Genomic DNA, 14,748 nt, shown 5'->3' with positions numbered 1-14,748 from the left:
TCCCCCTCTTTGCTTCAGTTTTTTATGCGCTTTTTTCTGAATGATTGGAAAAATGATTGATATTTACCTTATTTTTGGTTTAGAATGAAATATAAACGCTTACAATTTGTTCGTTTTGAAGGGGGACAGGCACGATGAGTTTTGCTTTAATCAAGATGTGGTTTGCGCTTGGTTCCATGGGGCTCATGTTTTTAGCCGTAGTAACCATTTATTTCAGTCGATTTAAGCTGAAAAGCCGGTTTCTTAAAATAACAGCCTCGACCGTCGCATACAGCTTGATGCTTATATCAGGTATCATTGTGTTTTTAGTTGTATTTAGCGGGCCGGTCAATGAATAAAGAAAAAGGAAGAATGTGATGATCAAAGCAAAAGTCAGTGTCACGTTGTTAGCACTTATTTTACTAACAGGATGTCTGTATCCAGAAAATCGCAAAACTGAAAACCGTGTGCCATATGAAGAACAGCTGCAAAGCGTTCAGACAGCGATTGAGGAATTTCAAAAAGCAACAAATGGCCTTTTGCCGATTGAAACGAAAGAAGCAGATACGCCGGTTTATCAGAAGTACGTCATCGACTTTAAGCGCTTGTCACCAAGATATTTACACGATGTACCGTCTACATCTTTTGAAGGCGGGGGAGAATATATGTATGTCCTCACAGACGTCGAAAAAAAACCAACGGTGAAACTGCTTGATGTCAAAATGACGCAAACCATCAGTGAATTACGGCTTAGAATCAAAATATATCAAGATGAACATACATATCCGCCATATGGCAAAGTAGTATCAAGCAATTTATATACGTTAAATGAAAAAAAGCTAGGCTTAAAATCGCCGCCTACGGTCATGAGTCCGGTGACGGGGAATTCCCTCCCGTTACTGATTTCATCAAATGGCGAAATCTATGTGGACTACCGCAGTGATTTTGCTCATATTTTGAAGAATACGAAACAAAAGCTCAAACCAGGTGAAAACATTCAAGATATCTATTGGCAGGAAACCCCGTTTGTACCCGCGTTTTCTGTCCCATATACCATCAACAAAAAAGGTGAGCCTGACTTTTTAGAAAAAAAGACGTCATAAACAAGAATGAACCTTTTTCCTCTGCATATAAATGAGGAGAAAGGTTTTTTTATGGCTAAACATACTCTCAAAACAAAAAAGGTGTCATATTCAAATAGGACAACGTCATACACATATATTGTCCAGACACCTTTCAAGCACAGTTTGATTGAAGAATAGAGTATTTTATTTGAAAACGAGGATAGCAAGTCCGGGAGGGGATCACTTGGAAAAAGTCGATATTTTCAAGGATATCGCTGAACGAACAGGAGGCGATATATATTTAGGAGTCGTTGGCGCTGTTCGTACAGGGAAATCTACGTTTATTAAAAAGTTTATGGAGCTCGTGGTGCTCCCGAATATCAATAATGAGGCAGATCGTGCAAGAGCACAGGATGAATTGCCGCAAAGTGCAGCAGGAAAAACCATTATGACCACTGAGCCAAAATTTGTACCGAATCAAGCGGCATCGATCCATGTGAGTGACGGTCTTGATGTCAACATCAGGCTTGTTGATTGTGTCGGATACACAGTCCCTGGTGCGCGCGGGTATGAAGATGAAAATGGTCCAAGAATGATCAACACGCCGTGGTATGAAGAGCCAATCCCGTTCCATGAAGCAGCGGAAATTGGCACACGCAAGGTCATTCAAGAGCATTCAACCATCGGTGTTGTGATTACAACAGATGGTTCCATTGGAGAAATCCCAAGACATGATTATATTGAGTCTGAAGAACGTGTGATTGATGAGCTCAAAGAGGTTGGAAAGCCGTTTATTATGGTGATCAACTCTGTGAGGCCATATCACCCTGAAACAGAAGCGCTGCGGCAGGAACTCAGCCAAAAATATGATATTCCAGTACTCGCCATGAGTGTAGAAAGTATGAGAGAGCAAGACGTCCTTAGTGTGCTTCGTGAAGCATTATATGAATTCCCAGTCCTAGAGGTGAATGTGAACTTGCCAAGCTGGGTCATGGTGCTGAAAGAAGATCATTGGCTGAGAGAAAGTTATCAGGATTCAGTGAAGGAAACCGTAAAGGATATTAAAAGATTAAGAGATGTTGACCGTGTCGTTGGTCAATTCAGCGAATTTGACTTTATTGAAAGAGCGGGCTTAGCAGGGATTGAAATGGGTCAGGGGATTGCGGAGATTGACCTGTACGCCCCAGATGATCTATATGATCATATTCTAAAAGAAGTGGTTGGTGTGGAAATTAGAGGGAAAGACCATCTTCTAGAGCTCATGCAAGATTTTGCGCATGCGAAGACAGAATATGATCAAGTATCAGACGCATTAAAAATGGTGAAGCAGACGGGATACGGGATTGCGGCCCCGGCCTTGTCAGATATGAGTTTAGATGAGCCAGAAATCATTAGGCAGGGCTCGAGATTCGGCGTGAGATTAAAGGCGGTTGCGCCATCTATTCATATGATTAAGGTAGATGTAGAGAGTGAATTTGCACCGATTATTGGAACAGAGAAACAAAGTGAAGAGCTCGTCCGCTACTTAATGCAAGACTTTGAAGATGATCCGCTTTCGATTTGGAATTCTGATATATTTGGGCGCTCACTCAGCTCCCTTGTCAGAGAAGGTATTCAAGCAAAGCTGTCGCTGATGCCAGAAAATGCAAGATATAAGCTGAAAGAAACGCTTGAAAGAATCATCAACGAAGGATCAGGCGGTTTGATCGCCATTATTCTATAGCATGTGAGACCTCTCATTGACAGGGGTCTTTTTTTGCGTATTGAATGAGTCATAAAAAGACAATTGTATAAAGATTAGTCAGATTCAGGCTGAAATTAGGAATATTCGTTCGTAAAAGTGCCCTTAATCCTTGACGAATAAGGATTCTTCCCTTTAAAATGCTTGATATGGTATTTCATATGTGTTAATCTACTTACAGAAAATCTTCACTTTGTTGGACAAACATTCCTTCAAAGAGTTGTTTTCTAATGAATAGCCATGTATAACGCTTTCTAGACGCTCTTTTTTTCGAAAAAAGTGTATAGAAAGAAGATGAATTGTGAAGAAATGATAACAATCTACTGAATGCATATTTTTGGGAGGAGGTGAAAGGCATGAACAAGACAGAACTTATTAACGCGGTTGCTGAAGCAAGCGAGTTATCTAAAAAAGACGCGACAAAAGCAGTTGATTCTGTTTTTGATACAATTTTAGATGCACTTAAAAATGGTGACAAAATCCAACTTATCGGTTTTGGTAACTTTGAAGTACGTGAGCGTTCAGCTCGTAAAGGACGTAACCCACAAACTGGTGCAGAGATCGAAATCCCTGCAAGCAAAGTACCTGCTTTCAAACCAGGTAAAGCACTTAAAGACGCGGTGGCAGGTAAATAATCGTTATGTGTAATGATCCTATTGCAGGAGTTATACATATACAGTTTCACACTGGTCTAGAAAAGCCCCTTTCATAAGGGGCTTTTCCTTTTGAATCAAAAGGTTCGTTTAGAACGCTCTCCTTTGCTTTTAGGATCTGAAGTGTGCTAGAATCTGATTGAAATGTAATCGCCTTTGGAGGATATAATACATGAGTGAAATAAATAAAGAACTAATTGAACACGCAGTACGCGATATATTAAAAGCCATCGGAGAAGATCCAGATCGTGAAGGACTTCTTGATACCCCAAAACGAGTAGCAAAAATGTATGAAGAAGTGTTCTCGGGATTAAATGAAGATCCAAAAGAACATTTTAAAACCATTTTTGGTGAAGACCACGAAGAACTCGTTCTTGTAAAAGATATTGCTTTCCATTCAATGTGTGAACACCACCTTGTACCTTTTTACGGAAAAGCCCATGTCGCTTATATTCCGCGCGGCGGAAAAGTAACGGGACTTAGCAAACTTGCAAGAGCTGTAGAGGCTGTTGCCAAACGCCCGCAGCTTCAGGAACGCATTACATCAACCATTGCAGATAGTATGGTGGAAACACTCAATCCGCATGGCGTGATGATTGTCGTTGAAGCAGAACATATGTGTATGACGATGCGCGGAGTGAAAAAGCCAGGTGCTAAAACCGTGACATCAGCAGTACGCGGTACATTTGCAAATGATACGGCGGCAAGAGCAGAAGTGCTTTCCTTTATTAAAAACGACTAATTCAATAGATGGAAGGTGAACAGATTGAGTGAAAATAAAGCATCTGATTTTGTAGTGATTAAAGCCATTGATAATGGTGTAAATGTCATCGGCTTAACTAGAGGCTCTGATACAAGATTTCACCATTCCGAAAAGCTCGATAAAGGTGAAGTCATCATTGCACAATTTACTGAGCATACGTCAGCGATCAAAGTAAGAGGCGATGCTGTCATTCAAACAAGCTTCGGTGAAATTCAAAGCGAAGCAAAGAAATAAGCACTTGAATGCACTTGATAGCATAAAAGTGAGAGCTGATATGGTATAATAAATCTCTATACAATGTGCAGGGCTACATATGAAACTGTAATTTTTGGGACAAGGGTGATATCTTTGCAAGACATCTACGGAATTTTATCTAATCTAAATATAAAATTAAATAAAAAGCTTTCTCATCCTTATTTGGCGAAGCATTTACGTGCGCCACTCATCGATGAAGATAAGCTCCTTCTTTTTCATGCAATGTTTGATGAAGCTCAAATTGATGCAGAGAAAAAAGAAAATTATATTTTAACGGCGATGCTTGTACAAATTGCCCTTGATACCCATGACGAAGTCACAACTGCTGCAGCCATCAAACAAGACGAATTCAAAAATCGTCAGCTGACCATCCTAGCAGGAGACTATTTCAGCGGTCTCTATTATTCTCTTCTCTCTGACATGAAAGACATCTACATGATTCGCACGCTCGCAACGGCGATCAAAGAGATCAATGAACATAAAATTAGACTGTATGATCGATCCATTCAAGATGCAGCGCACTTTTACAAAAGTGTAGCAACTGTTGAGTCTGCGTTATTCCAAAGGGTTTCTGAGCATTTTCAATTAACGCATTGGAATGAGATTGCAAGTCGTTTCCTTGTTTATAAGCGTTTCATGAAACAAGCAGAAGATGACAAACATTTAAAACTTTTTTTGAACGATAGCTATACGGACGCCTATACATGTTTTGACAACTTTGAGAAGGAAGGCTATGAAAAGGCCAAACGATCGATCAAGGAGCATCTTGTTTCATCTCCGGTCGTTCAAAAAGAGCTATTAAATCGCTTGGATCATATGAAAAATGAGCCTGCGTACCATCAGAAAGTGGAAGAAGGGTAAGTCATGCAGCAATCAAAAGAACAGCGAGTACACGGTGTATTTGAAAAAATTTATAAAAATTATGATCAAATGAACTCTGTCATCAGCTTTAAGCAGCATAAAAAGTGGCGCGATAAAACAATGAAACTCATGAATGTTCAAAAAGGAGCCATAGCATTGGATGTATGCTGCGGAACAGCCGATTGGACCATTGCGCTTGCTGATGCTGTAGGCGAAAAAGGCGAAGTCAAAGGCCTTGATTTTAGTAAAAATATGCTGAGTGTTGGAGAAACGAAGGTGAAAACTGGGGGCTATAATCAAATTGAACTGCTTCACGGCAATGCGATGGAGCTTCCTTTTGAGGATAACACATTTGATTATGTCACGATCGGTTTTGGCCTACGAAACGTCCCTGATTACTTAACGGTGCTAAAGGAAATGACAAGAGTCGTGAAGCCTGGTGGAATGGTTGTCTGTCTTGAGACATCACAGCCTGAAATGATTGGGTTTAAACAAGGTTACTATGTCTATTTCAAATACATCATGCCGCTCTTTGGTAAACTGTTTGCCAAAAGCTATCAGGAGTATTCATGGCTTCAAGAATCAGCCAAAGCGTTCCCTGGCATGAAAGAACTGGCGGCTCTTTTCGAAGAGGCGGGTCTGTCTGATGTCTCGTATCATCCATTTACAGGCGGTGTAGCAGCAACACATATCGGAAAGAAGCTTTGAATAAACGATATTTGGGTGAAAATAATGAAACTAAAAGCAATGATCTCTTTTTTAAATCATGATATCGATATTATTGAAAAAGAGCTTGAACAAACAGTTCGCTCTGATTATGCATTATTAAGTGAAGCAGGTCTTCATTTGCTGCAAGCGGGCGGAAAACGAATCCGCCCCGTTTTTGTTCTCCTTTCAGGCATGTTTGGCGACTATGACATTAATAAAATTAAATATGTTGCCGTTGCTCTTGAGCTGATTCATATGGCATCGCTCGTTCATGATGATGTCATTGATGATGCTGAGCTGAGAAGAGGCAAGCCAACGATTAAGGCAAAATGGGACAATCGAATTGCCATGTACACAGGAGATTATATGTTTGCAAGATCGCTTGAGTATATGACAAAGATCAATCACCCAATGGCGCATGAAATTTTGTCAAAGATGGTCGTCGAGCTCTGTCTTGGTGAAATCGAGCAAGTGAAAGACAAATACAATATGGATCAAAACCTGCGTACATACTTAAGAAGAATCAAACGAAAAACAGCCTTGCTCATTGCAGGCAGCTGCCAGTTAGGTGCGATAGCAGCAGGTACAGATGAGAAAACACATAAAGCCCTTTACTGGTTTGGCTATTATGTCGGTATGTCCTATCAGATCATTGATGATGTGCTTGATTTCACATCAACTGAAGAAGAGCTTGGTAAGCCTGTTGGGGGAGACCTTTTACAAGGAAATGTCACACTCCCGGTCTTATATGCACTGAAGAACCAGGCACTCGAAGGCCAATTAAAGCTGATTAATAGTGAAACAACGGAAATGCAGCTGAAGCCTGTGATTGAACATCTCAAACAAACAGATGCGATCGACCGCTCGATTCGAGTGAGTGAAATGTATTTGAAGAAGGCATTTGAACAGCTGGACAAACTTCCTCGAGGACGAGCGAAAACGTCACTCGCCTCCATTGCCAAATATATTGGAAAACGAAAATTCTAATCAACATGTTGTTGATTGGTTTTTTTGTGAAATTTTTTGTCAAAAATTGATTATTATAAAAAAAAATGATACGATCACTTTGTAACAATGTAAGCCTATACATACATAACGACGGGGTGGAGAACGTATATGGACAAAACATTTCTTATGGTCAAACCTGATGGTGTGGAAAGACAATTAATCGGTGAAATTGTGTCAAGATTCGAAAAAAAGGGGCTTCAGCTTGTTGGTGCAAAACTAATGAGTATTCCAAAAGAAGTAGCAGAAACACATTACGGAGAGCATAAAGAAAAACCATTTTTCGGGGAATTGGTTGACTTTATTACGTCAGGACCAGTATTTGCAATGGTATGGCAAGGTGAACAGGTAGTAGATGTAACAAGACAGATTATCGGCAAAACAAACCCGAAGGAAGCACTTCCAGGCACAATAAGAGGAGACTATGGATTGACGGTTGGAAAAAACATTATCCATGGCTCAGACTCACCAGAAAGTGCTGAAAGAGAAATCAACTTATTCTTCAAACAAGAAGAACTCACAAGCTGGGATCAAACCATCTCAAGCTGGATTTATTAAGGTTCAAGCCAAGGTGTTCATCAAATGAGCACCTTGGCTTTTTTTATATGAATATTTCTACACGAAATTTCGCATGAGAAGATACAAATTTTCGATAAAAACAGCTATACTAGGACAAAGATAGATGAGACAGGAGAGGACTTTGATGGATCAATATCAAGTATTTGTCGGAAAATGGAAAAAACTAACCGGGGTGGATCTGAATTTATATAAAGAAGCACAAATGAAACGAAGATTAACGTCACTTTATGATAAAAAAGGATATAGAGATTTTGAAGCATTCGCGGCTGCCCTTGAAAAGGATAGAGCACTATTAGATGAGACGATGGATCGAATGACGATCAATGTGTCAGAATTTTACCGAAACTATCAGCGCTGGGAAGTGCTTGACCAAAAAATTCTTCCGCTGCTTTCGAAAAACAGCGGCACCCTAAAAATATGGAGTGCAGCATGTTCGACAGGAGAGGAGCCGTATACACTCTCAATGCTTCTATCAAGCCATCCGCTCGTGAAGGACTTCCAAATTATTGCAACTGATATTGATGATAAAGTTCTGCAATCAGCTCAAAAAGGAAGATATCATGAACGATCATTGCAAGAGGTACCAGATCAAATCAAGCAAAAATATTTCACAAAAGAAGATTCTTCATTTTACACTGTGAAGGATGATGTGCGAAAGCACATTCAATTTAAGAAGCACAACCTTTTAGCAGATCCTTATGAAAAACAGCTTGATCTTATCGTGTGCCGAAATGTCCTCATTTACTTTACAGAAGAGGCAAAAGAAGAGATTTACTTGAAAATGAGCAGCAGTTTAAAACCAAATGGCGTATTATTTGTTGGTTCTACTGAACAAATTTTTCACCCAGAAAAGTTTGGACTGACATCTGCTGATACTTTCTTTTATCAAAAGAAGGGGTTGTAGCTGACTTTTTAGTAGTAAGTGTGTTATCATAGTTTTACTTAAAAGCGTTAATGCGATGAAGGGAGATCAAGTCATGAGATACTTAACAGCAGGTGAATCACATGGTCCACAATTGACCACAATTATTGAAGGCGTTCCAGCGGGACTTTACATAGAGCAGGATGACATCAATTATGAATTGGCTAGAAGACAAAAAGGTCATGGCCGCGGGCGAAGAATGCAGATTGAAAAAGACCAAGCGAAAGTGTTAAGTGGTGTTCGCCACGGGAAAACATTAGGTTCTCCTATTGCACTTGTCGTTGAAAACAACGACTGGAAGCATTGGACAAAGGTGATGGGGGCAGAGCCGATCACAGAAGAAGAAGAGAGTGAAATGAAGCGTCAAATTTCACGCCCTAGACCAGGACATGCGGATTTAAATGGTGCGATTAAATATGGACATCGTGATATGCGAAACGTATTAGAGCGTTCATCAGCCCGCGAGACAACCGTTCGCGTAGCAGCAGGCGCAGTCGCCAAACAAATCTTGGCTCATCTAGGAATCAAGGTAGCTGGCCACGTTCTTGAAATTGGCGGAGTGAAAGCAGCTCATACGACATATAAATCGATTGAAGATTTGCAAAAGGTAACGGAAGAGTCGCCTGTTCGCTGCTACGACAGTGAAGCAGGTCAAAAAATGATGGATGCCATTGATGAAGCGAAGAAAAACGGTGATTCAATTGGCGGAATTGTTGAAGTCATCGTTGAAGGAATGCCGGTTGGAGTCGGAAGCTATGTTCACTATGACCGCAAATTAGACAGCAAGCTTGCAGGTGCTGTTCTGAGTATCAACGCTTTTAAAGGGGTTGAATTCGGTATCGGCTTCGAGGCGGCTTCTAAAAATGGCAGTGAGGTCCATGATGAAATCATCTGGGATGAAGAAAAGGGCTATACGAGAAAAACAAATCGCTTAGGCGGTCTTGAAGGCGGAATGTCAACTGGTATGCCAATTGTCGTAAGAGGGGTCATGAAACCAATCCCAACGCTTTATAAACCGCTTCAAAGCGTTGACATTGAAACAAAAGAACCTTTCTCCGCAAGTATTGAACGTTCTGACAGCTGTGCTGTTCCTGCCGCAAGTGTTGTCGCAGAAGCAGTCGTGGCTTGGGAAATTGCCAATGCTGTTGTTGAGCAGTTTGGTCTTGATCAAATCGACCGCATTAAAGAAAATGTTGAAAAAATGCGCCAGCTTCAGAGGGAATTTTAATGAAAACACTGGAAGTTAAGACGTCTTCAGCCACTTATCCTGTATACATCGGTGATGGGATTAAACGCAATATCGTCGACTTGATGACTTCCACGGGGCATTCCTATACGAAGCTCCTAATCGTTACAGATACAGCTGTTGATGCCATTTACGGTGATGAAATGATTCGATTACTTGAACAGAAGTGGTCTGTGCATAAAGTGGTTGTGCCAAGCGGAGAGCAGTCGAAATCTTTTGTTGAGTTTGAGCATATTCATACGAAGGCCATTCAGTTTCAGCTGGATCGCTCCTCGTGCATCATTGCGCTGGGAGGAGGCGTAATTGGGGATTTGGCTGGCTTTGTTGCTGCTAGTTATATGAGAGGCGTTGATTTTATTCAAGTTCCGACGACGCTGCTGGCACATGACAGTGCAGTTGGCGGGAAAACAGGGATTAACCACCCGCTCGGTAAAAATTTAATCGGTGCATTTCATCAGCCGAAAGCTGTGATCTATGATACGAGTATGCTTGAGACACTATCTCAAATTGAATTGAGGTCAGGCTTTGCTGAGGTCATCAAACATGCCCTCATTTCAAGTGAAGACTTTTTATCAGAACTGATGTCCATTCGTTCTTTGGCGGAATGTTCAAAGAGCGAACTGGCACATATGCTGTATCAAGGGATTCAAGTCAAAGCGTCGATTGTTCAAAAAGACGAAAGAGAACAAGGCGTGCGTGCATTTTTGAATTTAGGTCATACACTTGGGCACGCCATTGAAGCAGAGTATGGATACGGCGTTATCACGCACGGAGATGCTATTGCAATCGGCATGCAGTTTGCGCTATATGTGAGCGAAAAGAAGCTGGGACTCAGCCTCAATCGGATGGAACTAAAAAATTGGATGAAAGAACTCGGATTCCCGGTACAAGTCACTCAAAACATTTCCACGAAAACATTTGTTGACCGAATGATTGGTGATAAAAAGGCAAGAGGCGGAACCGTTCAATTTGTTTTATTAAAACAGGTTGGAGACGCTGTCTTGCAGTCTTTCACAAAAGATGAGCTGCATCACTGGCTCGAAGAATGGAAACGGGAGGAGGGATGTCTATGATGTTTCGCGGGATACGTGGGGCTACAACTGTGACAGAAGATACAGAAACAGAAGTGTTAAACAAAACGAAACAGCTGCTAGAAGCGATTATTTCAAGAAATCAAGTAGATCCAGAACGTGTCGTGCAGATCTTAATTTCAGCTACACAAGATATTCACTCCGTTTTTCCGGCAAAAGCCCTTCGTCAGTTTGAAGGATGGACGTATGTGCCTGTTACTTGTATGCAGGAGCTGGACATTCAAGGCGGTCTAAAGCATTGCATTCGCGTTTTAATGACGGTCCAAACAGACACAAAGCAGGAAGATGTGCAGCATGTGTACTTGGAAGAAGCTGTGACGCTTCGCCCTGATTTACAGTTGACAAAAAACAAGGGATTATAATACGATATGAACAGCCGAAGTTTACACACAGGTGTAAACGGCATTGCAAGCTTAGAGAAGATGAGAATGAGACTAGGGTAGTTGAGATGAGTAGAGTTGAGCAGAGATACGATACGTCTATTTCATCATACTGCCTAAAAGAGCAACCCTCTTTTAGGCTTATTTCGTATACTCATACAAACCCTCTATATGTCCCCTCATTCTCCTTAATCCCATTTAAGGAGTGTGCTTATGAATTCCCAAACAAACCTGACCCAATTTTTAAGGGACAGCGAGTCCCACAAAACAATCCCGATTGTTGAAACCATTACAGTTGATACGCTCTCACCGATTCAAATTGTCGAAAAACTCAAGCAAGATATTGTGTATCTGCTAGAAAGCAGAGACGAGTCTTCTAGCTGGTCGAGATATTCCTTCATCGGATTACATCCTTTTTTAACCTTACATGATGACCAAAACCAATATATTGCACGTGACGCTGCAGGGCAGGAAGTCATGAAAAAGCAAGAACTGAAAGACTTACTAGACTGGATGAAAGAGCAATACCAAATCAAGACACCAGGTGTTGACATCCCATTTACAGGCGGGGCAGTTGGGTACTTAAGTTACGATCTTATTCCAAGCATTGAACCTTCTGTCAGGCCACACCTAAGCGCATCAACGACAGACAATTGTACTCTATTTGTCTGCCAAACGATGATTGCCTTTGATCATGAAACTAATCATGTTCATTTTATCCAATACGCCCAGCTGACCGGAAATGAAACAGAAGACGAAAAAATACAAGCTTATAAAGAAAATCAAAAGCGGCTTGAACAGATGATTCACAAGCTCCATACAAAGATTGATATGAAAGAACTGATTTTATCAGGGAATATGAACGAATCACCGTCCTTTGAACATGTGACGTCAACCTATGAAAAAGCGCAATTTTTAAAGGACGTAGAAAAAATCAAAGAATACATTCGAGCAGGTGATATTTTTCAAGGCGTCCTCTCACAGCGCTTTGATATCCCAGTGTCAGTGAGTTCATTTGAATTATACCGCGTGCTTCGCATTGTGAATCCATCTCCATACATGTATTTTATGAAATTAAAAGACCGCGATTTAGTCGGAAGCTCGCCAGAACGATTAATCCATGCCAAAAATGGGCACTTAGAAATTCACCCCATTGCAGGCACAAGAAAACGAGGAACAACAAAAGAAGAGGACGCTGCGCTTGCAAGAGAGCTGTTAGAGGATGAGAAAGAAAAAGCAGAACATTACATGTTAGTAGATCTAGCCAGAAATGATGTCGGCCGCGTAGCAGAATACGGCAGTGTGTCTGTACCGACCTTTACAAAAGTTGTGAACTTTTCACATGTCATGCACATCATCTCCATTGTGACAGGGAAGCTAAAGCAGGATACACACCCAGTCGATGCGCTCATGTCCGCTTTTCCTGCAGGCACATTAACAGGGGCACCGAAAATAAGAGCGATGCAATTATTAAATGAAATGGAGCCTGAGCCAAGGGAAACGTATGGCGGCTGTATTGCCTATATTGGGTTCGACGGCAATATCGACTCTTGTATTACCATTCGCACCATGAGCATCAAAGATCAGACCGCTTCCATACAAGCAGGCGCTGGCATTGTCGCAGATTCTGTTCCAGAAAATGAATGGGAAGAGACTTGTAACAAGGCAGGAGCGCTTCTGAAGGCCATTCAGCTTGCTGAACATATTTTCTCAGAAAAGGAGAGTGTGCAGGATGAATCAGCGACTTTCAGCTCTTGTTAACGGAGGCTTCCTATCAGAAAATGAAGCCCATAGGCTAATGCATGATATGATGAGCGGATCTTTAACAGATGCTGAAGTCGCTGCAAGTCTATCGATTTTAGCGCACAGAGGAGAAACCGCTGAAGAAATGACAGGCTTCGTGAGGGCCATGCGGCAAAAGGCAGCACCAGCGGAAAGATCGCTCGATGTCGTTGACACATGCGGTACAGGAGGCGATGGACTCTCTACATTTAATATATCAACTGCAGCTGCCATTGTGGCTTCCGCCGCTGGTGCTAAAATCGCAAAACACGGAAATCGTTCAGTCTCTTCTAAAAGCGGAAGTGCCGACGTGCTAGAGTGTCTTGGCATTCACATTCAATCCACTCCAGAAGAAACGAGAAGACAAATACAAGACAAAAACATGGGCTTTTTATTTGCACCACTGTACCATTCATCGATGAAACAAGTAGCAGCAGTCCGCAAGCAGCTCGGCTTCCGGACGGTATTTAATCTATTAGGACCGCTTTGCCACCCGATGCAAGCCAAAAAGCAAATCATCGGTGTGTACTCAAAGGAAAAGGCAAAATTAATGGCGGAAGCCCTTGCCCCATTAGAGCCAGAACATGTCCTGTTTGTGAGCGGGGAAGACGGGCTGGATGAATTAACGATTACAGCAAATTCATATGTGATTGAACTCAAAAAAGGTACCATGACAGAATATACGCTAAACCCGGAAGACTTTGGACTGGAAAAAGGAACCTTATCAGATATTCAGGTCCAATCACCGGAAGAGAGCGCGAAATTGATTCAGAATATATTGAATCATCAAACAGAAGGAGCGCCGCTTCATGTTACAGCTCTGAATGCCGGGGCAGCTTTATATGTCGCAGGCAAGTCAGAAAGCCTCATGGCAGGAACATTAAAAGCGTTAGAAACGATTAAAAACGGCACAGCCAAAGAACAATTGGCTCGTTTAAAACAAAAAAAGAAAGAGGAAGAGATCTATGCTTAATCAAATCATTGCACGCAAAAAAGAACATATTCAAACGTTGCAGTTACCTGTGGATGGAGACTTTGAAAGACGATCATTTAAAGAAGCGCTCATGAACCCTCACCGCTCGATTGGTCTAATTGCTGAGGTGAAAAAGGCATCTCCTTCCAAAGGAATCATTCAGCCGAATTTTGATCCTCTGCAAACAGCAAAAGCATACGAAAAATCAAATGCTGATTGCTTATCTGTCTTAACAGATGAACCATTTTTTCAAGGGAAGAACGAGTATCTTTCCTTAATTAAAGAACACGTCGCACGTCCAATTTTAAGAAAAGACTTTATCATCGACTCCATACAGATAGAAGAGTCAAGACGTATCGGTGCAGATGCCATTTTATTAATTGGAGAAGTACTTGAACCGCAACAGCTGCATGAGCTCTATGCTGAAGCGAAGGAAAAAGGACTAGATATTCTTGTCGAAGTTCATGCAGCAGATACACTGGAAAATATCTTAAACCTATTCACCCCTGAAATCATTGGAGTGAATAACCGAAATTTAAAGACATTTAAAACAACAGTTGAACAAACAAAAGAGATTGCACCACTTGTTCCAAAGGATGTCTTACTAGTGAGTGAAAGCGGTATTCAGACATTTGATGATCTGACCTTTGTCAAAAAACATGGAGCGAGTGCTGTCCTTGTAGGTGAATCATTAATGAGAGAACCATCACAAGAAAAAGCCGTTCAGACGTTATTTGGAGAATGAG

Annotated in this window: 17 protein-coding genes; all 17 read left to right on the top strand. The window is 41.3% G+C overall.

The genetic code is table 11. The features are described from left to right. The first annotated feature begins 134 nt into the window (after positions 1–134). The 17 genes from C6348_RS05895 to trpC all read left to right on the top strand — a co-directional run bounded on the left by C6348_RS05895 (position 135) and on the right by trpC (position 14,747). A complete protein-coding gene (locus C6348_RS05895; RefSeq protein ID WP_034318888.1) occupies positions 135–338 on the top strand; it encodes a DUF2768 domain-containing protein in 204 nt (67 codons plus the stop codon). 18 nt (positions 339–356) lie between these two features. Next, positions 357–1,082 carry a hypothetical protein gene (locus C6348_RS05890; protein ID WP_106042283.1) on the top strand — a complete coding sequence of 242 codons (726 nt, stop codon included), beginning with the start codon at positions 357–359 and terminating at the stop codon, positions 1,080–1,082. Between the two features lie 205 nt (positions 1,083–1,287). Beyond that, positions 1,288–2,766 carry a stage IV sporulation protein A gene (gene spoIVA / locus C6348_RS05885; RefSeq protein ID WP_008344534.1) on the top strand — a complete coding sequence of 493 codons (1,479 nt, stop codon included), beginning with the start codon at positions 1,288–1,290 and terminating at the stop codon, positions 2,764–2,766. 374 nt (positions 2,767–3,140) lie between these two features. Continuing rightward, positions 3,141–3,419, top strand: a complete 279-nt coding sequence (hbs, locus tag C6348_RS05875) for a non-specific DNA-binding protein Hbs (protein ID WP_003215863.1) — start codon at positions 3,141–3,143, stop codon at positions 3,417–3,419. 190 nt (positions 3,420–3,609) lie between these two features. Continuing rightward, positions 3,610–4,179 (top strand): GTP cyclohydrolase I FolE, encoded by a 570-nt coding sequence (folE, locus tag C6348_RS05870; protein ID WP_034661079.1) that lies wholly within the window; start codon positions 3,610–3,612, stop codon positions 4,177–4,179. A 24-nt stretch (positions 4,180–4,203) separates the two neighbouring features. Then, the gene (gene mtrB / locus C6348_RS05865; protein WP_008344541.1) at positions 4,204–4,434 is read left to right on the top strand and encodes a trp RNA-binding attenuation protein MtrB; all 231 of its coding nucleotides are present in this window, start codon (positions 4,204–4,206) and stop codon (positions 4,432–4,434) included. Between the two features lie 114 nt (positions 4,435–4,548). Next, entirely contained in the window at positions 4,549–5,316 is a 768-nt protein-coding gene (locus C6348_RS05860; RefSeq protein WP_060596747.1) for a heptaprenyl diphosphate synthase component 1, read from the top strand. A 3-nt stretch (positions 5,317–5,319) separates the two neighbouring features. Beyond that, entirely contained in the window at positions 5,320–6,024 is a 705-nt protein-coding gene (locus C6348_RS05855) for a demethylmenaquinone methyltransferase (RefSeq protein ID WP_066030724.1), read from the top strand. A 24-nt stretch (positions 6,025–6,048) separates the two neighbouring features. After that, positions 6,049–7,011, top strand: a complete 963-nt coding sequence (gene hepT, locus C6348_RS05850; protein ID WP_034661075.1) for a heptaprenyl diphosphate synthase component II — start codon at positions 6,049–6,051, stop codon at positions 7,009–7,011. 129 nt (positions 7,012–7,140) lie between these two features. Further along, positions 7,141–7,587 (top strand): nucleoside-diphosphate kinase, encoded by a 447-nt coding sequence (gene ndk, locus C6348_RS05845; RefSeq protein ID WP_034661072.1) that lies wholly within the window; start codon positions 7,141–7,143, stop codon positions 7,585–7,587. A gap of 145 nt (positions 7,588–7,732) precedes the next feature. After that, positions 7,733–8,512, top strand: coding sequence for a CheR family methyltransferase (locus C6348_RS05840; RefSeq protein ID WP_066030725.1), 780 nt, complete (start codon positions 7,733–7,735; stop codon positions 8,510–8,512). A gap of 73 nt (positions 8,513–8,585) precedes the next feature. Then, positions 8,586–9,758, top strand: coding sequence for a chorismate synthase (gene aroC / locus C6348_RS05835; RefSeq protein WP_060596745.1), 1,173 nt, complete (start codon positions 8,586–8,588; stop codon positions 9,756–9,758). After that, a complete protein-coding gene (gene aroB / locus C6348_RS05830; protein ID WP_106042281.1) occupies positions 9,758–10,849 on the top strand; it encodes a 3-dehydroquinate synthase in 1,092 nt (363 codons plus the stop codon). Before aroC ends, aroB begins: the two co-directional genes overlap by 1 nt. Continuing rightward, positions 10,846–11,229, top strand: a complete 384-nt coding sequence (gene aroH, locus C6348_RS05825; RefSeq protein WP_106042279.1) for a chorismate mutase — start codon at positions 10,846–10,848, stop codon at positions 11,227–11,229. Before aroB ends, aroH begins: the two co-directional genes overlap by 4 nt. Positions 11,230–11,460: 231 nt before the next feature. Beyond that, positions 11,461–13,008, top strand: a complete 1,548-nt coding sequence (gene trpE, locus C6348_RS05820; RefSeq protein ID WP_106042277.1) for an anthranilate synthase component I — start codon at positions 11,461–11,463, stop codon at positions 13,006–13,008. Then, positions 12,980–14,002 (top strand): anthranilate phosphoribosyltransferase, encoded by a 1,023-nt coding sequence (gene trpD / locus C6348_RS05815; RefSeq protein WP_106042275.1) that lies wholly within the window; start codon positions 12,980–12,982, stop codon positions 14,000–14,002. Before trpE ends, trpD begins: the two co-directional genes overlap by 29 nt. Next, positions 13,995–14,747: an indole-3-glycerol phosphate synthase TrpC gene (trpC, locus tag C6348_RS05810; protein ID WP_106042273.1), complete on the top strand. Its 753-nt coding sequence runs from the start codon at positions 13,995–13,997 to the stop codon at positions 14,745–14,747. The genes trpD and trpC overlap by 8 nt, the downstream gene beginning before the upstream one ends. Position 14,748 lies beyond the last annotated feature (1 nt).

The organism is Bacillus sp. YBWC18, assembly GCF_002998775.1.
GTDB lineage: Bacteria > Bacillota > Bacilli > Bacillales > Bacillaceae > Bacillus.
The sequence above is the reverse complement of the archived record's forward strand: the minus strand, read 5'-3'. Positions and strand labels throughout refer to the sequence as shown.